The organism is Sphingosinicella sp., from assembly GCF_041916975.1.
Lineage (GTDB): Bacteria > Pseudomonadota > Alphaproteobacteria > Sphingomonadales > Sphingomonadaceae > Sphingosinicella.
Map to the genome: position 1 here is coordinate 4,116,124 of NZ_JAYRYK010000001.1, position 26,038 is coordinate 4,142,161.

At 65.5% G+C, this 26,038-nt stretch carries 20 protein-coding genes; 8 read left to right on the forward strand and 12 right to left on the reverse strand.

The window, feature by feature from the left end; genetic code table 11:
• Positions 1-46: 46 nt before the first annotated feature.
• The 4 genes from ACE3TJ_RS19325 to ACE3TJ_RS19340 form a co-directional block, all read right to left on the reverse strand.
• Positions 47-2,158, reverse strand: coding sequence for a TonB-dependent siderophore receptor (locus ACE3TJ_RS19325; RefSeq protein WP_374599146.1), 2,112 nt, complete (start codon positions 2,156-2,158; stop codon positions 47-49).
• 135 nt (positions 2,159-2,293) lie between these two features.
• Positions 2,294-3,079: a DsbA family protein gene (locus ACE3TJ_RS19330; RefSeq protein ID WP_374599148.1), complete on the reverse strand. Its 786-nt coding sequence runs from the start codon at positions 3,077-3,079 to the stop codon at positions 2,294-2,296.
• 7 nt (positions 3,080-3,086) lie between these two features.
• Positions 3,087-4,481, reverse strand: a complete 1,395-nt coding sequence (locus ACE3TJ_RS19335; protein ID WP_374599150.1) for a M48 family metalloprotease — start codon at positions 4,479-4,481, stop codon at positions 3,087-3,089.
• A 104-nt stretch (positions 4,482-4,585) separates the two neighbouring features.
• Positions 4,586-7,195, reverse strand: coding sequence for a ribonuclease E/G (locus ACE3TJ_RS19340; RefSeq protein WP_374599152.1), 2,610 nt, complete (start codon positions 7,193-7,195; stop codon positions 4,586-4,588).
• A gap of 480 nt (positions 7,196-7,675) precedes the next feature.
• On the opposite strand from ACE3TJ_RS19340, the gene ACE3TJ_RS19345 reads away from it, so the two are divergent.
• Positions 7,676-9,007, forward strand: coding sequence for an N-acetylmuramoyl-L-alanine amidase (locus tag ACE3TJ_RS19345; protein ID WP_374599154.1), 1,332 nt, complete (start codon positions 7,676-7,678; stop codon positions 9,005-9,007).
• Here the strand turns inward: ACE3TJ_RS19345 and ACE3TJ_RS19350 are convergent.
• Both ACE3TJ_RS19350 and ACE3TJ_RS19355 read right to left on the reverse strand, forming a co-directional pair.
• Positions 8,930-9,778, reverse strand: coding sequence for an NTP transferase domain-containing protein (locus ACE3TJ_RS19350; protein WP_374599156.1), 849 nt, complete (start codon positions 9,776-9,778; stop codon positions 8,930-8,932). The genes ACE3TJ_RS19345 and ACE3TJ_RS19350 overlap by 78 nt on opposite strands.
• A 1-nt stretch (position 9,779) precedes the next feature.
• Positions 9,780-10,820: a phosphoribosylglycinamide synthetase gene (locus ACE3TJ_RS19355; protein ID WP_374599158.1), complete on the reverse strand. Its 1,041-nt coding sequence runs from the start codon at positions 10,818-10,820 to the stop codon at positions 9,780-9,782.
• Positions 10,821-10,961: 141 nt separating this feature from the next.
• On the opposite strand from ACE3TJ_RS19355, the gene ACE3TJ_RS19360 reads away from it, so the two are divergent.
• Together ACE3TJ_RS19360 and prfB are read left to right on the forward strand one after the other, a co-directional pair.
• The gene (locus tag ACE3TJ_RS19360; RefSeq protein ID WP_374599160.1) at positions 10,962-13,427 is read left to right on the forward strand and encodes a penicillin-binding protein 1A; all 2,466 of its coding nucleotides are present in this window, start codon (positions 10,962-10,964) and stop codon (positions 13,425-13,427) included.
• A gap of 33 nt (positions 13,428-13,460) precedes the next feature.
• Positions 13,461-14,589 (forward strand): peptide chain release factor 2 gene (gene prfB, locus ACE3TJ_RS19365; RefSeq protein ID WP_374599162.1). Its coding sequence is split into 2 segments (ribosomal slippage): positions 13,461-13,529 and positions 13,531-14,589, totalling 1,128 coding nucleotides; the frame shifts between segments, so codons are not numbered across the junction.
• 150 nt (positions 14,590-14,739) lie between these two features.
• Here prfB and metC read toward each other — a convergent pair.
• A complete protein-coding gene (gene metC / locus ACE3TJ_RS19370) occupies positions 14,740-15,921 on the reverse strand; it encodes a cystathionine beta-lyase (RefSeq protein ID WP_374599164.1) in 1,182 nt (393 codons plus the stop codon).
• Complete coding sequence (sseA, locus tag ACE3TJ_RS19375; RefSeq protein ID WP_374599166.1) at positions 15,918-16,754, reverse strand: 3-mercaptopyruvate sulfurtransferase; 837 nt, start codon at positions 16,752-16,754, stop codon at positions 15,918-15,920. The genes metC and sseA overlap by 4 nt, the downstream gene beginning before the upstream one ends.
• Before the next feature lie 94 nt (positions 16,755-16,848).
• On the opposite strand from sseA, the gene queF reads away from it, so the two are divergent.
• The gene (gene queF / locus ACE3TJ_RS19380) at positions 16,849-17,295 is read left to right on the forward strand and encodes a preQ(1) synthase (RefSeq protein ID WP_374599168.1); all 447 of its coding nucleotides are present in this window, start codon (positions 16,849-16,851) and stop codon (positions 17,293-17,295) included.
• Here queF and queE read toward each other — a convergent pair.
• Both queE and queC read right to left on the reverse strand, forming a co-directional pair.
• Positions 17,292-17,924, reverse strand: coding sequence for a 7-carboxy-7-deazaguanine synthase (gene queE, locus ACE3TJ_RS19385; protein ID WP_374599170.1), 633 nt, complete (start codon positions 17,922-17,924; stop codon positions 17,292-17,294). The genes queF and queE overlap by 4 nt on opposite strands.
• A complete protein-coding gene (gene queC / locus ACE3TJ_RS19390) occupies positions 17,921-18,622 on the reverse strand; it encodes a 7-cyano-7-deazaguanine synthase QueC (RefSeq protein WP_374599172.1) in 702 nt (233 codons plus the stop codon). The genes queE and queC overlap by 4 nt, the downstream gene beginning before the upstream one ends.
• A 49-nt stretch (positions 18,623-18,671) precedes the next feature.
• Between queC and ACE3TJ_RS19395 the strand changes: the two genes are divergently transcribed.
• On the forward strand, positions 18,672-20,606 hold the full coding sequence (locus ACE3TJ_RS19395; RefSeq protein ID WP_374599174.1) for an energy transducer TonB: 1,935 nt from the start codon (positions 18,672-18,674) through the stop codon (positions 20,604-20,606).
• Positions 20,607-20,811: 205 nt separating this feature from the next.
• Positions 20,812-21,672, forward strand: a complete 861-nt coding sequence (locus ACE3TJ_RS19400) for a LysR family transcriptional regulator (RefSeq protein WP_374599176.1) — start codon at positions 20,812-20,814, stop codon at positions 21,670-21,672.
• Here the strand turns inward: ACE3TJ_RS19400 and parE are convergent.
• The gene (parE, locus tag ACE3TJ_RS19405; protein WP_374599178.1) at positions 21,669-23,645 is read right to left on the reverse strand and encodes a DNA topoisomerase IV subunit B; all 1,977 of its coding nucleotides are present in this window, start codon (positions 23,643-23,645) and stop codon (positions 21,669-21,671) included. The genes ACE3TJ_RS19400 and parE overlap by 4 nt on opposite strands.
• A gap of 49 nt (positions 23,646-23,694) precedes the next feature.
• Positions 23,695-24,249 (reverse strand): hypothetical protein, encoded by a 555-nt coding sequence (locus ACE3TJ_RS19410; protein ID WP_374599180.1) that lies wholly within the window; start codon positions 24,247-24,249, stop codon positions 23,695-23,697.
• Between the two features lie 360 nt (positions 24,250-24,609).
• Here ACE3TJ_RS19410 and ACE3TJ_RS19415 point away from each other — a divergent pair, with 360 nt between their 5' ends.
• Both ACE3TJ_RS19415 and ACE3TJ_RS19420 read left to right on the forward strand, forming a co-directional pair.
• Positions 24,610-25,380, forward strand: a complete 771-nt coding sequence (locus tag ACE3TJ_RS19415; protein ID WP_374599182.1) for a TorF family putative porin — start codon at positions 24,610-24,612, stop codon at positions 25,378-25,380.
• 172 nt (positions 25,381-25,552) lie between these two features.
• The gene (locus ACE3TJ_RS19420; protein WP_374599184.1) at positions 25,553-25,987 is read left to right on the forward strand and encodes a PaaI family thioesterase; all 435 of its coding nucleotides are present in this window, start codon (positions 25,553-25,555) and stop codon (positions 25,985-25,987) included.
• The last annotated feature ends 51 nt before the right edge of the window (positions 25,988-26,038 follow it).

The window sequence follows — 26,038 nt, forward strand, 5'->3', positions numbered from 1 at the left end:
GTGCGATTTTATTGGGTCAGGGCCGGGCTTTGATTCCAGCCCAGTCTCAATAGCTGGCGCGCAGCGTCAGCAGCACGTTTCGAGGCTCGCCATAGTTGTTGTACGTGTTGATCGAGCCGACGCGGACGTAATAGACCTTGTCGAACAGGTTGTTGACCGTCGCGAAGAGCCGCAGCCGTTCGTTGAAGCGATAGCCGAGCTGTGCGCTTGCAACTGCGAACGCACCCTGTTCCCGGATTCCCGCAATACCGGCGCCGACGACCTTGCTTTGCGCATTGACCCCGACCGATGCGAACGCCCCGCCGAGCGCCGCCGGTTCGTAGCGCGCGTAGCCTTTGAACTGGTGGCGCGGCGTGAAGATGTCGAAGACCGCGCCGGTCTGCGCCGCCGTGCCCACCTCGTATTGGGTCTTCACATTGGTGTAGCCAAGATTGAGGTCGAGGCCTTCGAGCGGGCTTCCCGTGACCTCGAACTCGAAGCCTTCGATACTGACCTCTCCGGCGGCGACGAAAAAGCCCGGTGCGGAAGCGTCGGCGAGCGCGCGGTTCTTGTCCTTGCTGCGGAACACGGCGGCGCTGGCGTTCAGCCTGCCGCCCAGGAAACGGCCCTTCAGGCCGACCTCGTATTGCTGGCCAACGCGCGGATCGATCGTCATTCCATCCTGCCGAAGCGCGGTCTGCGGGTTGAAGATGTCGGAATAGCTTCCGTAGAGCGTGACATCGTCGGTGAGATGCAGCACCGCGCCCACGCTTGGCGTGAACTGACCCCGTTCCCGTGACGTCACGCGGAAATCGGTCGTGGCCGATGGCGGGATGTTGCGGGACTTGTTGGTAAAGTCACTGAAGCGTCCGCCGAGCACTACGGTCAGCGGATCAAGGATGCGCAGTCGCGCCTGGGCGTGGAAACCGCTCTGCCGAAGATCGGTTTCGCTGCCCTGCGTGAAGGCTGCCGGGGGGAGGGGAACCGAATCGGCGTCGAAGATCGAGTAGCGCCCCACCGCCATTTGCGAGCGGGACAGGAAAGATGTCGTCCGCTTGTCGAAGCTGTAGCCGATCGCCAATTCATGCTCGCGTCCAAACAGCGTGAATGGGCCGGTCGCATAGGCATCCACCGCCTGCTTGCCGTTCTCGCCGTCGCTGCGCCGGTTGACGTAGGTCGCCGTCAGCGTGACGGGGTCGACACCGGTGCCCGGCTGGATGAACGCATCCATCCAGAAGCGCGGAATCTGGCGTTCCAGCGCACGCACTTTGAGCGTCCACTGTCCGATGCGCTGCTCGACCTCGGCGGCATATTCGATTGTCGTGTCGGTGAAGAGGTTCCAGTCGGGCAGGTGCTGAAAGCTGCGCGGAAAACCGAGGAATCGTTGATCGCTGAATGCGGGCTGGCCGTTCTGCGGTGTCTGGGCCTCGTTGTCCTGATAGCTGATCGATGCGCCGATCGTGGTCGTGGGCGTGAGATCGTAGTCGATCGCGCCGTAGGCCACGAATTTCCGCGTGTGCGATTTCTTCTGGAAGAAATCGCGATCGAGCAGGCTGCCCACCGCCCGGACGCGCAGCCTGCCGGCGGCATCGATCGGTCCGCCGATATCGAACTCGCCGCGGTAGTGGTTCCAGGCGCCGGCGGAGAGGGCGGCCGACATCGAGAATTCGCTTTGGCCGCGCTTGCGAATGAGGTTGATCGTGCCCCCCGGAGAGCCGGCGCCGCGGAACAGGCCGGTCGGCCCGCGCTGGATCTCGATCCGCTCGTAAATCACGAGGTCGAATTCCGGCACGCCGGACGAGAAGGTCGACGGCACGCCGTCGTAAGCATAATCGAGTACGAAACCACGCGCGCGATAATCGGGGTTCGATCCGTCGAAGGGCATCACCGTCACGCCCGTCACCTGCTGTACCGCCTCGCCGATCGTGAAGAGGTTGCGGTCCTCGATCTGCTCGCGGGTCACGACGCTTATCGATTGCGGAGTTTCGAGAATGGAGGCGGGGCTCTTGCCGGCGACCGCAGCCGTTTCCGGCGCATAGCTGTCGTCGGCGGCGATACCGGTCACGACGATTTCCGTGTTGCGGCGCTTCTCGTCATCCACGTCGTCGGCGAATGCGGGGACGGCCAGAAACGGCAGGCCGAGCAGAAGTCCAGCCCGAAACGGCAATGCAATGGTCACGATTTCCCCCGATTGATATGAGACAGTATATCATATCATTTAACGCCAAAACGTTTCGGCGCAAGTCTCACGTTCGGGTAAATTGCTAGGAAGATGGGACGGAAGGAGTGACCTGGCGGCTGGCGCGCTGTGCGTTCAGCCTGCTTTCCGCGCCTCTTCGATCGCTTTTTTCAGCTCGTCATAGCCAACCGCGCCCGAGAGGATACGGTTGCCGACGACGTAGCTCGGCGTGCCGGTGAGGCCGAGCGCATTGCCGAGGCGGAGGTTCTTGTCGATTTCGCGCTTCAGGCGTTCGCTTTTCATGTCTTCGGCGGCGCGCGCTTCATTGAGCCCGGCCTTGCGGACGCCCTGGATCGTCTTTTGCGTGGAGACGCGCGCCTTGTCCGTGAACATCCAGTTGTAGAAGGCTCGGTATTTGCCCTGCTCTGCCGCCGAAAGGCTGGCGAGCGCGGCTTCGCGGGAGGCTTCGCCGAGCACGGGGAGGTCGCGGTAGACGACCTTCAGCTTCTTGTCCTCTTTGAGCAGCCGTTCGACGTCCGGGTGCGAAAGGCGGCAGTAGGGGCAGTTGTAGTCAAAGAACTCGACGAGCGTGACGTCGCCGTCCTTCGCGCCTGCCCATGCGCTGCCGAAGGGCGTTTCGATCTCCTCGCGGTTCTGGGAGACGAGGCTCGAGACCTCGCGCGCCTGCAGGCGGTTCACCGCCTCGGGGATGATCTCCGGGTGCGCGAGGATATAATCGTGGACGATCTTCTCCACCTCTTCGCGCTGCGCCTTCGTGAGCGCGCCGCCGTTCGCCACAGACGCCTGGCGGCCGGTGAGCAGCATCAGGAGCCCGCCCGCGAGCAGCAGCAGCGCGAACACGCCCACGATGTTGGCCGCGAGCGGCCAGCGCGCCCGCAGGCGTTTGTAGAAATCGATCATAAAGCCCCTAACGACGTTTCCGCTTGCCGTCCTCGTCTTCGACGGCGTGTTGGCTCACCATGTAGATATCCTGTGCCCGAATCCAGTCCGGAGTGCCGGGGCTGAGGCCCGCCATCGCCATACGCGAACTGGCGAGCGCAAGTTGCGCGTTGCCGGTGAGATTGTTCTGCTCGGCGGTCGCGAGCGCGGCGCGCGCTTCGTCGCCGCCGCGTGCATAGGCGATGCCGAGCTGATACCAGGCGAAGGGGTTTCGGTTGTCGCGCGCCACCGCGGCGCGCAGCACGCGCTTCGCCTCCTCGGTGTTCTCGGGCTTCTCGGTCGCGATCAGCGCGTGGCCGAGCATCCCGGCAATCAGCGGCTGATCGGGTGCGAGCGCGACGGCGCGGCGCAGCGGGCCGATCGCATCGCCGACCTTGCCGGATTCGAGCAGCACCTGCCCTTTGAGTTCAAGGAAGAAGGGGTCGTCCGGCGCGTCCCGCAGCAGCCAGTCGATCTCGGTCTCCGCGCGGTCCGGAAAGGCATTCTTGTGCCATGCGTAGGCGCGGGCGTAGCGCGCGGGTACGGATGTGTCGGTTTCCGGGTATTTCTGGAAGGTGCGCGAAGGCTCCTCGATATAGCCGTAAAGCTTAGCCTTGATGCGCAGGAATTTCGCCTGCAGCGCCGGGTCCGTGGGCTTTTCCCACGCCGCGTCGTTCTTGTACGTGTTTTCGAGCGCGGCGATGCGATCGCCCGTCAGCGGGTGAGTCCGCGCGTAGCCGTTGTCCTGCGGGATCGCGAGCCGGAATTCCTGGTTCTGCAGCTTCTTGAAGAAGTTGATCGATCCCCGGCCGGAAAGCTCCGCCTTGTGCAGGAAGGTCGCGCCGGCCTGGTCCGCCGCGGATTCCTGCGTGCGCGAATAGGCGAGGAACTTGCCGAGCGCGGCCTGCTGCCCGCCCGCGAAGATCGCCATGCCCGCTTCACCAGCGCCCGCCGCCATCGCGGCCGCGCCGAGCAGCATCGAGAGCAACGTGATCGAAGTCGCCGCCTTGGCGCCCTCGCTGAAGCGCACGACGTGCCCGCCGGTGATGTGGCCGATTTCGTGGGCGATGACGCCCTGCACCTCGTTGACGTCGTCTGCCGCCATGATGAGGCCGCTGTGGATATAGACCGCCTGTCCGCCCGCGACGAACGCGTTGATCGAGGAATCGCCGATGAGGATGACGTCGAGCGAGCGCGGGTTGAGCCCGGCGGCTTCGGCGAGCGGTGCGGAGATTTCGTGGAAGAAGGCCTCGGTTTCCGCGTCGCGCAGGATGCTCTGGGCGAGCGCGGGACGGATCGACGCCGTAATGGCGAGAGCGACAGCGAGAAGAAGGCGCAGGCCAGCCGAAAAAGGCTTCCGGGCTGAAACAAACCGGGATGTCATCGCCGCCCTATCACCTTTCGCGACTGAACCCCCAATGAGCGAAACTAGGGCGGCGGCGGGCGATTGCAAGCCCGCCGCCGCCATGTCTCTGGTACGCTGACGTCTCAGTCGCCGAACGTCCGCTGCCACCAGCCCTTACGCGGCGGTGCGGAATCTTCCTCCGTATCGTTCGCGGCGGTCTCGGTCGTCTCGGCAACCTCCACGGCCTCCGACACGGTTTCCGCGGCAGGCGCGTTTTTGGCGGCTGCCTTGCGGCGCGGCGCGCGCTTCGGCTTTTCGGGCGCCTCGGCAGCGACCTCTTCGACAGGTGGCGCGGGCTCCGGTGCAGGCTCGGCCGCGGCCTCTACCGTCTCCGCCTTCTTGCGCCGGGTCCGCTTGGGCTTGGCTTCGGCCTCCGCTGCGGGCGCTTCAACGGCGGGAGCCTCGACCGTTTCCGGTTCCGCTACGTCCTCGGTTTCCGTGGTTTCAGCCTTCACGGCCTTGCGACGGCCGCGCGGCTTGCGGGCAGGGGCTTCGGCTTCCGCAGGGGCCTCCGCAGCCGGTTCGATTTCCGGCGCGGTTTCGTCCTCTGAACCGGCTCCGGCCTCGGCGGCTTCACCCTCTGCGGCTTCTTCCGTGACCTCGTCACCGTTCCGGCGGCGACCGCCACGACGACCCCGGCGGCGGCGGCGCCGCTTGCTGCCGTCCTCATCCCGGTCGTCGCGCGATTGCTCCTGCGTCTCGGTGCGTTTAGCTTCGCCTTCCGCAGCTTCGTCCGCATCCTCGCTCCCGGCATCGAGAGCGTCTGCGGCGTCCTGCGGTGCGGGGCGGCGCTCGTCGTCGCGTTCGCGGTCGCGGCGGCCGCGTCCACGGCGGCGGCGGCGCGAACGGCCGCCGTCGTCGCGGCGCTCATCGTTGCGCTCGCGGCGTTCGGAGACTTCGACTTCGACCTCTTCGTCCTCGGCCTCGTCCTCCTCTTCGACGATATCGTCGTCGTCATCCTCGGGCGCGGGCGCCACGGGCGTTTGCAGGCTGACACGCGGCACGGGCGGCGGGCCGCTGCCGTCGATCTCCTGATCGCCGACATTGAGGTCGCCGTTGGGCGCGATCTCGACCATGACGCCGTACAGATCCTCGACACGCGAGATCTGGCTGCGCTTCACGTTCAGCATGTAGATCGCCACCTCGAAGGGCAGGCGCAGCGTGATGCGGCTGTGCTTGCCGCGGAGCGCCTCGGCTTCCAGCACGCGCAGCGCGCCGAGCGCGGCGGACTGCACGGTGCGGACCATGCCCGCGCCTTCGCAAACCGGGCAGACGTGCGTCGAGGCTTCGAGCACACCGGTGCGCAGTCGCTGGCGGCTCATCTCGAGGAGGCCGAACGACGAGATGCGGCCTACCTGGATGCGCGCGCGGTCGTGCTTCAGCGCTTCCTTCAGTGCCTTCTCGACCTTGCGGTTGTTCGAATGCACGTCCATGTCGATGAAGTCGATGACGACGAGGCCGGCCATGTCGCGCAGGCGAAGCTGACGCGAGATTTCGCGCGCCGCTTCAAGGTTCGTCTTGAGCGCGGTTTCCTCGATATTGTGCTCGCGCGTCGATTTGCCCGAGTTGATGTCGATCGAAACGAGCGCTTCGGTCGGGTTGATGACCATGTAGCCGCCCGATTTCAGCTGCACCACCGGGTGGTACATGGCCGCCAGCTGCTGCTCGACCTGGAAGCGCTGGAAAAGCGGAACGGGATCAACGTATTGCTGAACCTTCTTCGCATGGCTTGGCATCAGGAGCTTCATAAAGCTCCGGGCCGCACGGTATCCCTCGTCTCCGTCCACCAGCACTTCGCCGATGTCGCGATTGTAGATATCGCGGATCGCCCGCTTGATGAGATCGGAGTCCTCGTGGATCAGCGCGGGCGCAGATGAAGCCAGCGTCTTCTCGCGGATCTCGTCCCACAGGCGCGTGAGGTAATCGAAGTCGCGGCGAATTTCGGCGCGCGTGCGCGACAGGCCTGCGGTGCGGATGATGCAGCCCATGCCCTGCGGCAGCTGCAGCTCCGAGACGATGGATTTCAGCCGCTTGCGGTCGCTCTGGTTCGAAATCTTCCGGCTGATGCCGCCGCCGTGGTTGGTGTTCGGCATGAACACGCAGTAACGGCCTGCCAAACTCAGGTAGGTGGTCAGAGCCGCGCCTTTGTTGCCGCGCTCTTCCTTGACGACCTGCACCAGTAGCACCTGACGGCGCTTGATGACTTCCTGAATCTTGTAGCGGCGGCGCAGGTTCTGGCGCTTCGCCCGCATGGCGTTGTCGTGGTCGTCATGATGGTCGCTGCCGACTGAGGTGGGCGCGGGCGGCTCGCTGTCCTCGCCGTCGTCGGACGCCTCGTCGGCGCTCTCCGCGTCGTCATCGTCGTCTTCGTGCTCGGCGTCCATCTCGGCGCGGTGCGCCTCGGCGGCCTCGCGCTCCTCGCGGAGCAGCGCGTCACGATCCTCTTTCGGGATCTGGTAATAATCCGGGTGGATTTCCGAGAAGGCGAGAAAGCCGTGCCGGTTTCCGCCATATTCCACGAACGCCGCCTGCAGCGAGGGTTCGACGCGTGTAACCTTGGCGAGGTAGATATTGCCCTTCAGTTGTTCCTTCTGGGCGGATTCGAAGTCAAATTCCTCGATCCGGTTGCCTTCTATGACGGCGACCCGGGTCTCCTCCGGGTGGCGCGCGTCGATGAGCATGCGCATTGACATTTAGTGTTCTCCGAGGCCTCGGCACCGCTGAGGCTTCAGCCGCAGACGATGGGGCACGTGTTACGGGAGCTTCGGGCAAGCCCGCGCTCCGATGGTTTGGAACTGTGGCGAGCCGCATATCGCGCGCCGAGGGGAAGGCCATCGCCTTCATCGTCTCCTCATGGCATCGCATTGCCGACATGCGTCAAAACCTCGATCTTAGCGGCAGCATCTCCCCGTCCGGCAAAATGCCAGTGCCGTTTCGCGCGGGAAGGCGTGAAACCATCGACCCGATGAGCAGATGGTTTGGACACTGACGGAGGACCGGACATTGGCCGCTATTCGGTCTGCTAGCAGCTATGCGTGGCATGAACAACACAAAGCGTTACGGAAATGTGCAATTCACTTGAACACCTCGAACCTTAACCATAGGATTCGGCTGAAGTTCGCCATTTCCGGGGGGATGTCGGGCAGGCAAAACGCTCTTGCGGGGGATGAAACATGTCGCGCTGGTTGAGGCGGGGAAGGCAGGCGCTTTGCGTACCGCTGATCGCGGCGTGCGTCACGCTTTCCGCGCCCGCCACGGCTGCGCGTCTGGGCGATCCGGTTGTAACCGTGAGCGGCGACGGCGCCACCGTCAGTATTGGTGCGGAGGGTGCCGGGCGTATCTCGGCCTTCGCATTATCCGGTCCGCCGCGGCTGGCTGTCGATCTCGATGGGATGACCGCGCCGGGCGGTTCGGTTTTGGGCGGTGGCATCGTTCTCAAGGTGCGCAATGCCCAGTTCGATGCCGATACGGCGCGCCTGGTCATCGATCTCGCGTCGCCCTCCCGCATTATATCGAGCGGCTATTCCGACGGAAAGCTGAGGCTGACCGTGGCGCCGACGAGCGAGGCGGCGTTCGCGAAGCTGGTTGCGAGCGGACGTTCGACGCTGATTGCCGCGCCGACCAAAACGGAGAAGCCTGCCGTCGCATCCGCCCGGCCCGCGATACCGCCTGTCGTGAAGCTACCGCCTGCCGCGCCGGTGAAGGTTGTAGTCCCGCCGAAGCCCGCGACAACTGCGCCGGTAAAAGTCGTTACTGCTCCGGCCACCAAAGCGCCGGCCACGCAGCCGCCGCGCCCCCGCCTTGCAGGGCGACTTCCGGTCGTGGTGATCGATGCGGGACACGGCGGCAAGGACGTCGGCACGATCAGCGTGCTTGGCGAGAAGAAATACGAGAAGGACGTCGTTCTCGCGATCGCCAAGGCGATCAAGAAGGAACTCGATGCCTCCGGCCGCGTGAAAGCGATCCTGACGCGCGACGACGACACCTATCTGCGCCACCGCGACCGCTTCGGCATCGCGCGGCACGGCAATGCCTCGCTGTTCATTTCCGTGCATGCCGACAGTGCGCCGGTGCCGAACGCGAGCGGTGCGACGGTCTACACGCTTTCGGAAAACGCGTCCGACGCCGAGGCCGCGCGCCTCGCCGCCAAGGAGAACCGGTCGGACATCATCGCGGGCGTCGACCTTGCGGTGGAGACCAACGAGGTGACCGACATCCTGATCGACCTCGCGCAGCGCGAGACGATGAACACGTCGGCGGAGTTCGCCGCCATTCTCCAGCGCGAGATGCGCGAGGACATCAAGGTGCGCAGCCAGTTTCACCGGTTCGCGGGCTTCCTGGTGCTGAAGGCGCCGGACGTGCCCTCCGTGCTGCTGGAGACCGGCTATCTTTCGAACGAGGAGGACTCGAAGTTCCTCTTCTCTGCGTCAGGCCAGCAGCGGATCGCCAAGGCGGTGCGGCGCGCGGTCGAGGCGCATTTCCTGCGGCGGCTCGCGCAGCGCTGATCCGCGTTCGCCGAGGATCGTCTCGGCGACGTGCAGCGTGCGCTCGTTATCGACATCGATGGCAAGCGCGCCGTCGCTGACGAGGACGGGGCGGATGGTGAGGCCAAATCGCCGCGAAAAGCCGCGGAATGCGCCATCGAGTGTGGCGAGGCCGTAACGGAAGCGGATGAGGTTCACGAGGCCGAACGCCCTGACGATCCGCATCGGAAATTTCGCGAACTGACCGCCGCCCCGGAACACCTCGGCCGCCTTCAGCGCCTCGCGCGAGCCGAGCACGTACGTATTGCAGTTCGAATACTCGCCGCAGCGGAAGCGGTAAAAGCGGCGCTGCCCGTCCGGGTGGGCAACGATCACGCGCTCGCGGCGCGCGAACGCGACGGCGGCGTCGGCGCCTTGCGATGCGGTGAGGATTTCCGCGATGCTGGCGGGGGTCAGGTTCACGTTGTCGGCGGTGGTCACGAGGAAGGGCGGGGTGGAGGCGTTGGCGGCGCCGAACACGCTGTCGACGAGATTGGGTGCTGACGGCTCAACGCTGATGCGGCCGCTGCCGAGTTGGCGGATCAGGGGGGCGATGATGTCCGGGGTGTCGATCGAGACGACGATACGACCGATACCCTGCGCCGCGTCGAGCGCTTCGAGGACGTGGAGGAGCATCGGTTTGCCGGCCACGGGCACGAGGCACTTGTGCGAGACGCCTGCGTTCGCGGCGAGCGGATCGAGGCGCCCGTCGCGCTTGCCTGCAAGCACGATGGCGGAGAAACCTGAGGTCATCTCAGGCGACGAGCCGCTCGGAGATGGTGCTCATCAGCTCCTGCCGCCACAGGCTGTGCGCGACGATGGACTCGACGAGTTCGTGATGCTCGATGCCGAGCGTCGCGGCGGAGCGGGAAATGCTCTTTTTCGACCAGAGATTGCAGGAGAGGTTCACCTCCATGAACCACACGCTTTCGCTCGCAGGATCGTAGCGGAATTCGAAGCGCCCGTAGTCGAACGGCCAGAGTTCGCGGCAGAGCGCGCGAGTCATCGCGTAAAGCCGCTCGGCGACACGGGAATTCGCGAGCACCTCCAGCGGATCGTCGCGCTGTTCGGTGAGTGCGCGCTTCTCCTCGTAGCTGCGGAGCGCGTCGGGATCGGCGGGGATATAGGCCATGGCGGGCAGCAGCCATGGCTCAGGCGAGCGCCCGCCGACAACCGGCACGGCAATGTCGAGCAGGGGCAGCCACGGCTCGATGATCGCGTCGTGGCCCGCGGTATGGAGGTGCGCGGCGTGCGCGAGCGCGCCCGACCAGGTTTCGGCGACGCCGATACCCCACGAGGCCGAGGAGGCGTTCGGCTTGATGATGTAACGCGCGGCGTCCAGCGCAGCCACGGCGGCAAGATCGGTGCCGCGGCGGAGGATGCGCCAGTCCGACGTCGGCACAGCGTGCTGGCGGGCAACGAGCTTCATCAGGTGCTTGTCGTCCGAAAGCCCGCGCAGGATCGGCGAGGCGCCGAGATAGGGGATGCCGAGGCGCTGGAGCAGCAGCGGTGCCAGCATCTCGCTGTTGAGAAACCCGGCGCGGTTCAGCAGCGGAAACACGAAATCGACGTCCGGCTCCGCGAACAGCGCGTCGAAGCTGTTTGCAGTCACGACATTGAGGCCGATCTTCTCCAGCGTGCGGCGCAGTTCGTGGTGGTACTGGGCATGGTTGCCGTCCACCCGGTCGTGGCTGCCGTCGCCGCAGGCGTGCTTCGCAAGCAGCATGATTCTAAGCGAGGCCTTCAGATGCGCGGGGATCTGCAGGCAGTGTTCGTGGGGAAAATCCGTATCCATGGCGGCCGGTTAGCAGCGGCAGGCGACGGTTCGATGCCAGTCCTGTTGCGAGACGATGACGTTCGGGGGACGTTCGGGTGGCGGGTGCGGTTTGGCGCGTTCAGCTTGAGACTGGCGACCGGCCTGCTATAGGCAGCGACGATGGCACGTCTTGCCCAGATTCTCGGCGACCTCAAAAGCCGGTTCCGTGCCCTGCCGCGCTGGGCGCGCGTGCTGAGCTATGTCGCGGGCGCTGCTGCGCTGTTCGGCGTCCTTGTGGTGTTCGTCGCCTGGCTGATCTTTGCGCGCGGACTTCCCGATGCGGCACAGCTTGCCGAATACGAGCCGCCGTTGCCGAGCCATGTGCGCGCGGCGGACGGGACGCCCTTCGCGAGCTTCGCGCGCGAGCGGCGCATCTTCCTCGATTACGAGCAGACGCCGAAGCAGCTCGTCGGCGCGTTCGTTTCCGCCGAGGACAAGACCTTCTTCACGCACCCCGGCATCGATCTGCCCGGCATCTTCCAGGCGGCGATCACCAATCTGAAGGCTATGGGCACCGGCAAGCGGCCCGTGGGCGCCTCCACGATCACGCAGCAGGTGGCCAAGAACCTGCTGCTGACGAACGAGGTGAGCTACGTGCGCAAGGTGAAGGAGATTTTCCTTGCCCGGCGCATCGAGCAGGCGCTGACCAAGCCCGAGATCATCGAGCTTTACCTCAACCAAATCTTCCTCGGCCGCAGTGCCTACGGTGTGCAGGCCGCATCATTCGCCTATTTCAACAAGCCGGTCGAAGAGCTTTCGCTGGCGCAGACGGCGTTCCTTGCAGTGCTGCCGAAGGCGCCCGCCAACTATAACCCTTCCACCGAGAAGGGCCGCGTCCGTGCGCTCGCGCGCCGCAACTGGGTGCTCGGGCAGATGGCGGAGAACGGCTATGTGACCGCGGCACAGGCGCGTGCCGCCGCTGCCGAGCCGATCGTCGTCGTCAACCGCGCCGAAATCCCGCGTGATCGCACCGGTGATTATTTCATCGAGGATATCCGCCGCGAACTCGTCGAGAAATACGGCGAGGAGGGCGAACACGGCATCTACACGGGCGGGCTGTGGGTTCGCTCCACGATCAACCCCGCCATGCAGCGCGCCGCCGAAATGGCGCTGCGCGACGGCCTCGTGAAATATGACCGCCCGCGCGGCTGGCGGGGTGTGACCGACAAGATTGAGCTTGGCGAAGGCTGGGCGCAGCGGCTGCGCGCCGTCAACCTGCCGGTTGGTTACGACGACTGGCGCGCGGCTGTGGTGCTCGAAAAGTCGGGCGGGGTGATTTCGCTCGGCTTCGAAGACGGCACGAACGGCCGCATGTCTGCGCAGAATGCTTCGATCCCCGTGCGCGGGGTCGGCGTGCCGGCGTTCCAGCGGCTCGCAGCCGGAGACGTCATCCCCGTGAAGCGCGTGGCGGGCGGCGACTATACGTTGCGCCAGATCCCGGACATCGGCGGCGGCATGGTGGTGATGGAGGTCTCCACGGGCCGCGTGCTCGCGATGGTCGGCGGCTTCGATGCGCGCCGCTCGCAATACAACCGCGCGACGCAGGCGATGCGGCAGCCGGGATCGGCGATCAAGCCGTTCGTTTATGCCGCCGCGCTCGACAACGGCTACACGCCCGCGTCTGTGGTCGTGGATGCACCTTACTGCGTGTTCCAGACGCGCTCGCTCGGCACCAAGTGCTTCCGCAACTTCTCGGGCGGCTATGCGGGCCCGCAGACGATGCGCTGGGGCCTCGAACAATCGCGCAACCTGATGACGGTGCGTCTCGCCTACAACACGGGCATGGACAAGGTCGTCGAGACGATCGACCAGATGGGCATCGCCAAGCTTTCGCCGGTGCTTTCCATGTCGCTCGGCGCGGGCGAGACGACGGTGATGAAGCTGACGAACGCCTATGCGATGCTCGCGAACGGCGGCAAACGGCAGTCGCCGGTGCTTTACGACCTCATCCAGGACCGGCGCGGGCGCACGATCTACCGCGCCGATGCGCGCGACTGCGCGGGTTGCAGCGCGCCGGACTGGGATGGCGACGCGATGCCGCGCCCTGCCGATGCCCGCCCGCAGGCGATGGACGCGAAGACCGCCTATCAGGTCGTGCACATGCTGGAAGGCGTTGTGCAGCGCGGCACGGCCGTGGTGCTGCGCGACCTCAATCGGCCGATGTTCGGCAAGACCGGCACCACGAACGGTCCCACCAACGTGTGGTTCGTGGGCGGCACGGCGGATGTCGTGGCGGGGCTCTACCTCGGCTTCGACGAGCCGAAGAACATGGGCGGCTATGCGCAGGGCGGCACGCTTGCGGCGCCGGTCTTCAAGCAGTTCGCCATCGCCGCGCTGAAAGATGCGCCGAAGCGGCCTTTCGAGATATCGCCCGGCGTGCGCATGGTGCGGATCGATCGGCGTTCGGGCAAGCGCGTCTACGGCGGCTGGCAGGTCGATACCGATCCGCGCGCTGCGGTGATCTGGGAAGCGTTCAAGCCCGAAAGCGAACCGCGCCGTGTTGCGGCCGCCTACGATCCTTTCGCCAAGGCCGAAGTCGTGCGCTCGGACAGCGAATTCTTGCAATCCACCGGCGGCATTTACTAGAAGCCGCAGCTTCCATCACGAAGGACGAGTACCATGCGCGCTGAAGCGCTCAATCATGTCGACCGGATCAAGCAGGCGCTCGCCCTGCTGAGGAGGTTTCTTTGACTGGGATGTCGCCCTTAAACGCCTTGATGAGCTGAACGCCGAGGCCGAGAATCCCGAACTCTGGAACGACCCCAAGGCCGCGCAGAAGCTGATGCTGGAGCGCCGTCGCCTCGATGAGGCGATCCAGGCGACGCGGAGCATCCAGACCGAACTCGACGATACCGTCGAGCTTATCGAGATGGCCGAGGCCGAAGGCGACGAAGACCTCGTGAACGATGGCGTCGCCGCGCTCGAGACGCTCGCGAACCGCGCCGACAAGGACAAGGTCGCCGCGCTGCTTTCGGGCGAGGCGGACGCGAACGACACCTATATCGAGATCAACGCCGGCGCGGGCGGCACGGAAAGCCAGGACTGGGCCTCGATGCTGCAGCGCATGTACCAGCGCTGGGCGGAACGCCGCGGCAACAAGGTGGAACTGGTCGATTATCACGGCGGCGAGCAGGCGGGCATCAAGTCCGCGACGCTGATGGTGAAGGGCGAGAACGCCTATGGCTATGCCAAGACCGAAAGCGGCGTGCACCGGCTGGTCCGCATCAGCCCCTATGACAGCGCGGCACGGCGGCACACGAGCTTCGCGAGCGTGTGGGTCTATCCGGTGGTGGATGACGACATCGCCATCGAGATCAACGAAAGCGATCTCAAGATCGATACCTACCGGGCCTCGGGCGCGGGCGGGCAGCACGTGAATACGACGGACAGCGCCGTGCGCATCACGCACGTGCCCACGGGCATCATCGTCGCCTGCCAGAACCAGCGCAGCCAGCACAAGAACCGTGCCGAGGCGATGAAGCAGCTGAAGGCGCGCCTCTACGAAGCCGAGCTGCAGAAGCGCGAGGCCGAGGCGAACGCGGTGAACGCGACCAAGACCGATATCGGCTGGGGCCACCAGATCCGGAGCTACGTGCTGCAGCCCTATCAGCAGGTGAAGGACCTGCGCACGGGCATCGTCAACACGAGCCCCGACGATGTGCTGGACGGCGATCTCGATGACTTCATGGCGGCGGCGCTGGCGCAGCGCGTGACAGGTGAAAAAGTCGTCGTTTCCGACGACGACTAGGGTGTGTGGGGCTTCAGCCCATGCCGGGCTGCAAACGGCGGCTTTCTCCGCTTCCGGTGCTCACGTACGTTAAGTACGCTGCGCGCCGGTTCTCGAAATCCGCCGTTTTCGCCTCGCCCTGAACTGAAGCTCCACACACCCTAGCAGACCTTAGCTGAGGTAGCGGTCGAGGCCTGCGGTCATGTCTGCGATCAGGTCGTCTGCGTCCTCGAGGCCGCAGTGGATGCGGAGCATCGGGCCGTCCGTCTGCCACCGTGTCGCGGTGCGGAGCGGCTTCACCGGCAGCACGAGGCTTTCGTAGCCGCCGAACGAGAAACCCATGCCGAAATGGCGGAGATTGTCCACGCAGGCGGCGAGCGCCTCGCGGCTCCCCGGTTTCAGCGCGATGGCGAACAGGCTGGCGTAGCCGTTGAAATCGCGCGTCCAGAGCGCGTGGCCGGGGTCGCCGGGCAGGCCGGGGCAGATCACGCGCTCGACGGCGCGGTGCTTGCTGAGCGCCCGTGCAAGCGCGAGCGCAGTCTTGCCGTGACGCTCCATGCGGATGGCGAGCGTGCGGAGGCCGCGCAGGGCGAGCGCGCAGTCGTCAGGCGCTGCGGTCTGGCCGAGGCGGAGCGCGGTGTTCCGGAAATTCTGCCACGCATCGGGAGCGGCGGTCACCGAGCCCATCAGCGCATCGCTGTGGCCGACGACGTATTTGGTGAGCGACTGCACCGAAAGGTCGACGCCGTGGCGGATCGCCGGGAAGAGCAGGGGGGTCGCCCACGTGTTGTCGAGGATGGAGACGAGGCCGCGGGCGCGCGCGAGTGCCGCGATGGCGGGGACGTCCTGCACCTCGAAGGTCAGCGAACCGGGGCTTTCCATGTAGATCGCCTGCGTGTTCGCGCGAATGAGCGGCGCGATGCCGTCGCTGTCCGTGGGCGCGTAGTATTCGGTTTCGACGCCGATCCGCGCCAGAACCGATTTCGCCATCACTCGCGTCGGTTCGTAGACGTTGTCGACCATCAGGAGGTGACCGCCCGAAGACGTTGCCGCCATCAGCGCGGCGGCGATCGCGGCGACGCCCGACGGGAACAGGTGTGTGCCCGCCGCGCCCGGTTCCATTTCGGTCAGTGCCTCGGCAAGCGCCCACTGTGTCGGCGTGCCGCGGCGTCCATAATAGAGCCCGGCGTCGGGATTGCGCGAAGCCGCTTCATAGGCGTCCAGCGTCTCGAAGAGGCACGTCGAAGCGCGGTAGACCGGTGGATTGACGACGCCGTGCGTCCATTCCGGGCGGCGCCCGGCGTGAACGAGGCTGGTGGCAGGCGCGTCGCCGCCGGGCTTGTCCCCGCTCACGCCGCTCCGGTCACGACGGGCGTATCCGCCTCGCCGCCCCATTCGGACCACGAACCGTCATAAAGCGCGGTTTTCTTCGCGCCAAGCAGGTGCAGCCCGAACGACAGCGCGGCGGCGGTGACGCCCGAGCCGCAGGTGGTGACGACGGGCTGATCCGGATCGACGCCGACATCACGGAACGCGGCGCGCAGCGCATCGCCCTGCTTGTAAGTGCCGTCTTCGTTGTAAAGCTCGGTGTAGGGCAGGTTGAACGAGCCCGGGATGTGGCCGGGGCGCACGCCCGGGCGGGTTTCGGGTTCGTCGCCGCGGAAACGCGATGCGCCGCGTGCGTCGACGACCTGCTCCGCCTTGGTCTTCAGGTTTTCCTTCATCTGCGCGAGGTCGCGGACCTGCGCCTTGTCCTTCCAGACGGTGAAGTGGCGGTGGCGGACGACGGGCTTGCCCGATTCCATCGCGCGGCCTTCGGCCTTCCACTTCTGGAGACCGCCATCGAGGATCGCGACCTCGTGCGCGCCGAACAGATTGAGCAGCCACCATGCGCGCGCCGAGGAGCGCAGCGGCGAGTTGTCGTAAACGACGATGCGGCTGCCGTCGCCAAGGCCGATCGCCTGCATACGGCTGGCGAACTTCTCGGCGCTCGGCACCATGTTCGGCAGGCTGGAGCTGGTGTCGGCAAGCTCGCCGAGATCCATGAACACGGCGCCCGGAATGTGCCCGGCCTCGAATTCGGCGCGGGCATCGCGCGCGTCAAGGAAGTAGGAGGCATCGACGATGCGCAGGTCGTTCGCGCCCAGCTCTTTCGCGAGCCATTCCGTCGTTACCAGCGAATCCATGCGTTGCTCCTTGAACCTGTGTCTCAACCGGCTTCCTGAATAGTCGGACGCCCCGATATTGCCAATGGCGTATGGGCGCTCTAACGCGAAACCTATGGAAACGACGCATCTCGGCAAGGTGAGCGCGCTTCCGGCGTCTCCGGAGGCCGCGAAGCTCGACTACGTGCCCAATCCGCGGCCCCAGAGCCGCTATCTCGTGCGCTTCGCGGCGCCCGAGTTCACATCGCTGTGCCCGGTGACCGGGCAACCCGATTTCGCGCATCTGGTGATCGACTACGTGCCCGCCGCGCGCATCGTGGAATCGAAGTCGCTGAAGCTGTTCCTTGGGAGTTTCCGCAACCACGCGGCGTTCCATGAGGATTGCACGGTCGGCATCGGTGAGCGTCTGTTCCGGGAGATGGCGCCGCACTGGCTCAGGATCGGCGGCTACTGGTATCCGCGCGGCGGCATTCCGATCGATGTGTTCTGGCAGTCCGGCGCACCGCCTGCGGACGTGTGGGTGCCGGACCAGGGTGTCGCACCCTATCGGGGGCGCGGCTAGGGAATCCCGATCAGCTTGTGCGTCTGGAGCGACAGGCGCCACTTTGGATGCGTGAGGCAATATTCCGTCGCGGCGGCGATGTTCTCCGCCTGCGTGGCGCCATCCATCGGTTGCAGGAAGAAATTCCGGAAATCGAGACCCTCGAACATCTCGGGGCTGTTGTTCGGCTGCGGGTAGACGAGCTTCAGTTCGTCGCCTGACGTCTGCACCAGTTTGGCGTCCGCCTTGGGGCTGACGCAGATCCAGTCGATCCCGGCGGGTGCGGGGAGTGTGCCGTTGGTTTCGATGGCGATCGAGAAGCGGTGCGCATGGAGCGCGTCGATCAGCGCGCTATCGAGTTGTAGCAGGGGTTCGCCGCCGGTGCAGACGACGAGGCGGTGGTCGCTGGTCTCGCCCCAAGCTGCAGCGACGGCATCGGCGAGCGCTTCGGCGTCCCGGAACTTGCCGCCGCCGGGGCCATCGGTGCCGATGAAATCCGTGTCGCAGAAGGTGCAGACGGCTTTCTCCCGGCCCCGTTCGAGACCCGACCAGAGGTTGCAACCCGCAAAGCGCAGGAACACGGCGCGGCGGCCCGTCTGGGCGCCTTCGCCCTGCAGGGTGAGGAAGAGCTCTTTGACCGCGTAGGTCACGGTGCGGCGTAGGCGGTGGGGTCGGGGAGGCCCGCCTCCTCGAAACCCTTGTGGCGGAGGCGGCAGGCGTCGCAGCGGCCGCAATGGAGCGGCGTTCCATCCGCGGCAGCGGCGGGATCGTAGCACGTCCACGTTCCGGCGATGTCGACACCCCGCCGCGCCGCTTCACGCGCGATCCCGGCCTTGTCGAGATCGATGAGCGGCGTGTGCACCTTGAAGCGCTCGCCCTCGCTGCCCGCCTTGGTGGCGGTCGCGGCAAGCGCCTCGAACGCAGCGATGAAGGCGGGTCGGCAATCGGGATAGCCCGAATAATCGAGCGCATTGACGCCGATGAAAATGTCGCGCGCGCCGATGGCTTCCGCCCACGCGAGCGCGACCGACAGGAACACGGTGTTGCGCGCGGGCACATAGGTGGGCGGGATGACGCCGCTGTCGACTGCGCCGTCGCCCTTCGGCACGGCGATCTCATCCGTAAGCGCCGATCCGCCGAACGCCCGAAGGTCGAGCGGAAGCACGATGTGCCGCACCGCATAGATCGCCGCCGCCCGCCGCGCCGCCTCCAATTCCACCCGGTGGCGCTGGTTGTAGTCGACGGTGAGCGCGTGCACGGCATACCCGCCCGCGTGCGCGATTGCCGCGCACGTAACGGAGTCGAGTCCTCCGGAGAGAAGAACCACTGCCGGTTGCGAAGTTGTCATGGGGGCGCGATAGTCGTTTCGCCCGGTACGGGCAAGTTTCGGGGGGTAGATGAGCAGACACATTTTCGCGGCTGCTGCCGTTATCTGTGTGGCGGCGGCTCCTGTCGAAGCGCAGACCTTGCAGCAGCGCTACGATGCTGCCGAAGCGGCCCTTGCGGCCGGGGAATATGAAAAGGCCTCCACGCTTTTTGCTGATGTTCTGGCGCGAATGTCCAAGACGCAGCGTGGGAGTCCGGCGGAGGCTGACGTGCGCCAGCGTCTTGGGGAGACGGACATTGCACTGGGGCGAATGGAGAGCGGCCTTGCAACGCTGACGCCCGTTATCGCTATTTATGAGAAGGCCAAGGCGACATCCGCACTTGTGGACGCACATAGCCTCATCGGCCGTGCGCACGAAAAGCTGGGCGAGATGCGTCAGGCCGCGGAGAGCTATCAGGCCGCGTTCGATCTCAATACGGACCCCGCGAGAATTCAGGCTCTTTCGATTCCGTTGGCGCGCGCTTTGGTTTTCACCGACGCGGCGCGCGCGCGCCGCATGGCTGATGCGATGCTCAAGGATTTCAAGTCTGGCGAAGACAAGAGGCGCAGCGGTGAACTGCTGGGCGAATTCCAGATGCTGCGTGGCCGCGTCGAACTCAACGCCGGAAACCACAAGGAGGCTCTGGAGTGGTTCAAGACGGCGGCGAAAAGTGCGGGCGGGATCGGAAGTCGCGTTTCGCTTTCCGATATTGCCGTCCGTTCTGATCTGGCGCTGGCCAGCTTCCTCACCGGCGATCTCGACAAGGCCTTCTACTACATCGCGATGACGGGCGCGGGCCGTATGGGCGGCAAGGGACCGCAATTTCCGGATGGCAGTGCCTTGACGCTGCCGGACTGCTCCCCGGCCTTCAACCTCGGGCCGGACGATCTTGTGGTGCTCGACATCGCGCTCAGCGATGATGGGCGCGTCCTCAGCGCAGCGCCCGTCTATTCGAGCAAGCCGGGCGAAATCGAGGCCGTGTTCGTGAAAGCCGCGCGCTCGTGGCTGTGGTCCGCCGAAGAAATGCAGAAGACGGAACCGTTCTGGCGCATTTCAACGCGCGTTGCGGTTCGCTGTACCTTCAATACGGAGCGGCGTTGGATCGGCGATGCGTTCATGCGCGAACTCGTCGGCGAAACAAAAGCGCAAACGATCGCCTTTGGCCCGATGGCCGCCAAGGCCGACACCGAAACGCTGCGGCGCGAACTCGCGCGACTCGAAGCCGCGACCGGGCCAGACTCGCCGGCACTGGTTCCCGTGCTGACCCGATTGGCGGAGAAGGATGACGAGGGCGTCTATGTAGAACGCGCGCGGCAGATCATGGAGGCTAGCGATCTTTCTCCGCGCCGCCGCGCCATTCTGGACGCGTTGGTCGCCCGGAATCGCGTGCAGCGCGGCGGGGAAGCGCTGCAGAGGCAGCCCGATGCCAACTGGCCTTCGGATGTCGCGGACTGGTTCCGTGTCGAGCAGGCGCTGGAACTTGAAAAGCGCCGCCGGAGCGACCGGGCGGAGCCGCTTTATGCCGAAGTCTTTCGGCGCGGCGATCCGAAGACAGATACGCTTGCCCAGTTTGCGGCGTTACGGCTTGCCTCGATCGCCTACGACCGCAAGGCGCAGGAACAAGCTTCCGGCTTTCTCGCCGCGACCGGCCTGCGCCCCGATCAATGTGCGCTGCTCGATGCGGCGCCGATTGGACGAAACAATTGGGTGACGGCGGACGATTATCCACAGGCTGCCGTAAACTGGGGCGCCGAGGGTTACATCGTCATGGGCTATGACATCGCCGTTGACGGTAAGGTGAAAACGCCGCGTGTTGTCTTTGCCTACCCTCCGTTCGTGTTCGAAGACACGATGGAAGCTGTTGTCGGCCGTTGGCGTTTCAAGCCGATCTACCGGGAAGGCGAACAGATCGGCTGCACGGGAGCCCGCCAGACGTTCCGCTTTTTTATCCCCGGCAAGAGTTGATCCGCGCACTGCACGGCGCAAAAGAAAAAGGCCGCCGGATACGACCGGGCGGCCTTTCAAAAATCAGTCGGCTGGATATCCAGCTAGGGGAGGTAAGGTGTGCCGTAAGGCACGGGCCCCGTTTAGCGTGCTTATGGTAAAATTCGGGTTAACCGCGATTTTTCGCGTTTGATCGCCCGGCGCGCGCCCTGTAATCGTCGCGGCCATGAAGCGGACCCTGCTCCCACTCAACGCGCTGCGCGTCTTCGATGCCGCCGCGCGCCACCTGTCGTTCACCAAGGCGGCGGATGAGCTTGCGGTGACGCCGGCCGCCGTCGGCCAGCAGATCCGTACGCTCGAGGACGTGCTCGGCACCGTGCTGTTCCGGCGCATGACGCGGAACCTCGAACTCACCGACGAGGCGGTGCGCAGCCTGCCCGCGCTTCGCGAGGGCTTCGCCAAGCTGGAGGAGGCCGTGGCGATCATGCAGGCGGGGCAGGGCGAGGAGCGCCTGACCATCGCCGCGCCGCGCGACTTCATCGGCAAGTGGCTGGCGCCGCGGCTTGGCCTCATCAAGGCGTCGACGACGGCGCGGCAGGTGACGATCCTTCCCACGGAAGGGCCGGTCGATTTCAACGCTGCCAATCTCGACGCCGCGATCTTCTTCGGTGCGATGCCCGCCGAGGAGGAACTGAGCGGCAAGCTGATCGCGCCGGGCACGGTCGTGCTGGTGGCGACGCCGGAGATCGCCGCGAACGTGAAGATCGTCTCGGAAGTCGCCGCGCAGCCGCTGGTCGAGCACCCGTCTGCGGACTGGCGCGGCTGGTTCGAGGCGCACGGCGTCCACATGACGGACCGCAGCGCCAGCCTCGGCGTTGCCGACGCAGGCCTCGCCATCGACAGCGCGGTCGCGGGCTACGGGATCGCGCGTGTGCCGCTGGTGCTCGCCGAGGCGGACATCGCCGCAGGGCGGCTCGCCGTCGTCATGGAGCCCAAGGTTTCGGACGAAGCCTATTGGCTGATCGCGCCGAGCGCGCAGTGGCGGCAGAAGAAGGTGCGCGATCTAGTAGCGGCACTTTCGGACTAAACGTCGATCGCGTCTTCCGAAACGGTCGCGGCGCGCTCCTGAATGAAATTGAAGCGGTGCTCCGGGTTGCGGCCCATCAGGCGGTCGACGAGATCGACGACCGGCGCGCGTTCCTCATAGGTGTCGGGCAGCGTCACGCGGATCAGCGTGCGCTTTTCCGGGTCCATCGTGGTTTCGCGAAGCTGCATGGGGGACATCTCGCCGAGGCCCTTGAAGCGGCCGATCTCCACCTTGCCGCGTCCCGAGAATTCGCCCGCGAGCAGCTCGTCCTTGTGTGCATCATCGCGCGCGTAGGCGACCTTGCCGCCCTGCGACAGGCGGTAGAGCGGCGGCTGCGCGAGGTAGAGGTGGCCGTTCTTCACGAGGCCCGACATCTCCTGGAAGAAGAACGTCATCAGCAGCGTGGCGATGTGCGCGCCATCGACGTCGGCGTCGGTCATGATGACGACGCGGTCGTAGCGGAGCGCATCGGGATCGAAGCGATCACGCGAGCCGCAGCCGAGCGCCTGGATGAGATCGGCGATTTCCTGGTTGGCGCCGATCTTGTCCCGGTTCGCCGAGGCGACGTTCAGGATCTTGCCGCGAATGGGCAGGATCGCCTGCGTCTTGCGGTCGCGCGCTTGCTTCGCCGAGCCGCCTGCCGAGTCGCCTTCGACGATGAAGATCTCGGTGCCTTCCGGCGCATCCGACGAACAGTCTGTGAGCTTGCCGGGGAGGCGGAGGCGGCGCGCGCTCGTCGCGGTCTTGCGCTTGATCTCCTTTTCGGCACGGCGCTTCAGCCGCTCGTCCATGCGTTCGAGCGCGAAGCCGAGAAGCGCGCGGCCGCGCTCCATGTTGTCCGAGAGGAAGTGATCGAAATGGTCCTTGACCGCAGCCTCGACGAACTTCGCGGCTTCGGGGCTCGTCAGCCGGTCCTTGGTCTGGCTCTGGAACTGCGGCTCGCGGATGAACACGGAGAGCATGATCTCCCCGCCCGAAAGCACGTCCTCGGCGGTGAGGCCTTCGCCCTTTTTCTGGCCGATCAGCCCTGCAAAGCCGCGGATGCCCTTGACGAGCGCGGTGCGCAGGCCCGCCTCGTGCGTGCCGCCCGCGGGCGTCGGGATCGTGTTGCAATAGTAGCTCGCGGAGCCTTCGCCGTAGAGCGGCCACGCGACCGCCCATTCCGCCGAGCCCTGCGTGTCTGGGAATTCGGCGCGGCCCGCGAAGAATTCGTTCGTCGCGCAGTCCCGGTCGCCGAGCTGTTCGGCGAGGTGATCGGCAAGGCCGCCGGGGAACTGGAACACGGCGGTCGCGGGCGTGTCGTCGCTGATGAGTTCCGGGTCGCACGACCAGCGGATTTCGACACCGCGGAACAAATAGGCCTTGGAGCGTGCGAGGCGGTAGAGGCGGGCAGGGCGGAACGTCGCCTTGTCACCGAAGATCTCGGGATCGGGGTGGAACGCGATGGTGGTGCCGCGCCGGTTCGGGGCCGCGCCGACCTTTTCGAGCTTCGAGGTGGTGTGACCACGCGAATAGCGCTGGCGGTAAAGCTCGCGATTGCGCGCGACCTCGACGACGAGTTCGTCGGAGAGCGCGTTCACCACCGAGATGCCGACGCCATGAAGACCGCCCGAGGTGGCGTAGGCCTTGCTCGAAAACTTGCCGCCCGAGTGCAGCATCGTGAAGATCACCTCGAGCGCCGATTTACCCGGATATTTGGGGTGTGCGTCGATCGGGATGCCGCGACCGTTGTCGGAGATCGTCAGCGTGCCATCCGACGCGAGCGAGACCTCGATGCGGTTCGCGTGCCCGGCGACCGCTTCGTCCATGCTGTTGTCCAGCACTTCGGCGGCGAGATGGTGCAGCGCGCGCTCGTCCGTGCCGCCGATATACATGCCGGGGCGGCGGCGCACGGGCTCCAGCCCTTCGAGAACTTCGATCTGGTCGGCGGTGTAGTCGGTCGGGTTGGCGGCGCCCGTGAAGAGATCACTCATAGCGGCCTTATAGGGGCCGCAGCGGCAGCGGTGAAGGGGCTGCGGGCGTCTAGCGTGCGCGCTCGAAAAGTGCCGAAATCGTGTCGTTGTCGAGCCGGCGCTCGGCGGGATGGATGATCGCCGAGAGCGATTCGACGCGCTGGCGAATCCGCTCCGCCAGCATCCCGCTCGCGTGGTGCATGGCCTCGCCGCCCAGTGGGTGCAGCTCGGCAAGGCCTTGCAGGATGAAGGCCGAAAGGTCGCCGCTCAGCCGATCGAAACGGCGGCGTACGGATGCGGGGCAGAGCGCGTAGGCCTCGATCACCAGTGCGGCATCGCGTAGGTGGCTGGCTTCGAAGTGTTCGATGTAGTTGCGCGGGCGCCAGTGGTGCAGGTCGCGGTCGAGCGCGGGATCGCTGCCGGTGACCTCGAGGAGCATGAGAACTTCATTGAACTGATTGAGGAAGTCGCTGGCGAGGCCGGTGTGGGGATCGATGCCGGTGATGGCCTCGGCGGCGATGTCCGCGATGCGCGAGGCCATGGCTTCCGTCATGTCCGGCGGGAATGCGGCGGCGTTCCGATAGGGCTCGCTCACTGTCCAACCGCCTGAGTCTGCGTCCATCATCCCCTGTCTCTTAGGCGGCAGGCGTGAAAAACGCCTTAAACGTCCACAACGTCGTTTTTTTTCGCTGGAGATGCATTTTTGCGTTGCAACATGTCGTGCTGCGGTGCAATATGATCATGCCTATATGGCGATCCTCCCCAAGGATTTGACTAGAGGGTCGGCGGTGACGCCGGCCCTTCTTTCTGTCTGGATTCAGACTGTTGCGTGAAAGCATCAACTGCGTTGCAACTTTGTGACCAGCGGGGCGAAATCGCTTGTGCGTCGCCGCAGCGTGGTGAACACTCCCCCTGAAGCATGAGCTTCGGAACGACCCCTCCCAGGGCGAGCAGCGATCACAGCTGAAATGAAGGTGGAGGAATGATGAAAAAGGGAATTGGCAGCCGCGCGATCTCGACGACCGTGCTTGCGGCTGCAACGCTTGTCGGCAGCCTCGCAGTGGCGGCTCCGGCCTTCGCGCAGGACGCAGAAGCGACCAGCGATTGGGAAATCTCTGGCAACGCGGGGATTTTCTCGCAGTACCGCTGGCGCGGCATTTCGCTTTCGGATGAGGAAGTGGCCTTCCAGGGCGGCATCGACGTCGCGCATTCGAGCGGCTTCTACGTCGGCACCTGGGGTTCAAGCCTCGCCGGCTTCGGCTCCTACGGCGGCGCCAACACCGAAATCGACGTCTACGCAGGCTATGCCGGCGAAGCGGGCGGCTTCGGCTACGACATCGGCGCGATCTGGTATCTCTATCCGGGCACCAGCGGCACGGACGTGGTGGAAATCACGGCCTCGCTGAGCAAGGAACTGGGTCCGGTCGGCGCAAGCGTCGGCGTGGCCTATGCGCCCAAGCAGGACTCGCTCGGCAACGACGACAGCTTCTACCTCTACACGGATTGGTCCGCAGCCATTCCGAACACCCCGGTCTCATTGAATGCGCACCTCGGCTACACCGACGGTTCGCTCTCGATCGACCGCGGGTTCTCGACCGATGGCGACTATCTCGACTGGTCTCTCGGCGCGTCGGTCTCTTACGACAAGCTGACGCTCGGCGTTTCGTACGTCGATACGGACGTGAAGGGTGGCGACCCGTCGATCAACAAGATCACGGACTCGGCGATCATCGTTTCGCTGACCGCGGCGTTCTGATCCAGCGATCAGTTCAGGGTAACGGAAGCCCCGGAAATCTCAGGATTTCCGGGGCTTTCTTGTGTCTGCGCGGCGGGAATGACGTGTGCCATTGGTCCAGATGAGAGGGTGAGGCGGGACGCGATAATGGGCTAAGGGAGCGTTAGGCGCATTAGCCCGACAAGGAGAGGCCGTGAACCAGACCGACGAGCGCATCCGAGCGAGTTTCGCAAAACAGGGGCTCATGCGGACATTGGGCGCGACGCTTGTCGATGTCGCGCCGGGTGCCGTCGAGATCGCCCTGCGGCCGGACCCGGCGGTTTCCCAGCAGCATGGTTTCGTCCACGCTGGCGCGGTGAGCGCCATTGCCGACACGGCGGCGGGCTATGCCGCACTGAGCCTGATGCCTGCGGGCCGGGGCGTGCTGACGACGGAGTTCAAGATCAACCTCGTCGCGCCTGCGATGGGGGATCGCATCGTCGCACGCGGCAAGGTGATCAAGGCGGGCCGGACGCTGACTTTGGCGCAGGCGGAGGTGTTCGCGGAAAGCGGAGGGCAGGCGAGGCTGGTTGCCTTGCTGACCGCCACGTTGATGGCGATCGAGGCTCGCGACGGCATCGTCGACTGAGCGGCGCGCCGGCAGTTTTCCGCCGGCCCAAATGAAAAGGGGCCCGCGCTT

What these genes read in the sequence shown, in the direction of transcription:
- ACE3TJ_RS19340 (WP_374599152.1), bottom strand. Translation starts at nt 7,195, where the DNA reads ATGTCAATGCGCATGCTCATCGACGCGCGCCACCCGGAGGAGACCCGG.
- ACE3TJ_RS19355 (WP_374599158.1), bottom strand. Translation starts at nt 10,820, where the DNA reads ATGGATACGGATTTTCCCCACGAACACTGCCTGCAGATCCCCGCGCAT.
- ACE3TJ_RS19395 (WP_374599174.1), top strand. Translation starts at nt 18,672, where the DNA reads ATGAGCAGACACATTTTCGCGGCTGCTGCCGTTATCTGTGTGGCGGCG.
- ACE3TJ_RS19400 (WP_374599176.1), top strand. Translation starts at nt 20,812, where the DNA reads ATGAAGCGGACCCTGCTCCCACTCAACGCGCTGCGCGTCTTCGATGCC.
- sseA (WP_374599166.1), bottom strand. Translation starts at nt 16,754, where the DNA reads ATGGATTCGCTGGTAACGACGGAATGGCTCGCGAAAGAGCTGGGCGCG.
- ACE3TJ_RS19345 (WP_374599154.1), top strand. Translation starts at nt 7,676, where the DNA reads ATGTCGCGCTGGTTGAGGCGGGGAAGGCAGGCGCTTTGCGTACCGCTG.
- ACE3TJ_RS19335 (WP_374599150.1), bottom strand. Translation starts at nt 4,481, where the DNA reads ATGACATCCCGGTTTGTTTCAGCCCGGAAGCCTTTTTCGGCTGGCCTG.
- queC (WP_374599172.1), bottom strand. Translation starts at nt 18,622, where the DNA reads ATGACAACTTCGCAACCGGCAGTGGTTCTTCTCTCCGGAGGACTCGAC.
- ACE3TJ_RS19350 (WP_374599156.1), bottom strand. Translation starts at nt 9,778, where the DNA reads ATGACCTCAGGTTTCTCCGCCATCGTGCTTGCAGGCAAGCGCGACGGG.
- queF (WP_374599168.1), top strand. Translation starts at nt 16,849, where the DNA reads ATGGAAACGACGCATCTCGGCAAGGTGAGCGCGCTTCCGGCGTCTCCG.
- ACE3TJ_RS19330 (WP_374599148.1), bottom strand. Translation starts at nt 3,079, where the DNA reads ATGATCGATTTCTACAAACGCCTGCGGGCGCGCTGGCCGCTCGCGGCC.
- ACE3TJ_RS19360 (WP_374599160.1), top strand. Translation starts at nt 10,962, where the DNA reads ATGGCACGTCTTGCCCAGATTCTCGGCGACCTCAAAAGCCGGTTCCGT.
- ACE3TJ_RS19415 (WP_374599182.1), top strand. Translation starts at nt 24,610, where the DNA reads ATGAAAAAGGGAATTGGCAGCCGCGCGATCTCGACGACCGTGCTTGCG.
- ACE3TJ_RS19410 (WP_374599180.1), bottom strand. Translation starts at nt 24,249, where the DNA reads ATGATGGACGCAGACTCAGGCGGTTGGACAGTGAGCGAGCCCTATCGG.
- parE (WP_374599178.1), bottom strand. Translation starts at nt 23,645, where the DNA reads ATGAGTGATCTCTTCACGGGCGCCGCCAACCCGACCGACTACACCGCC.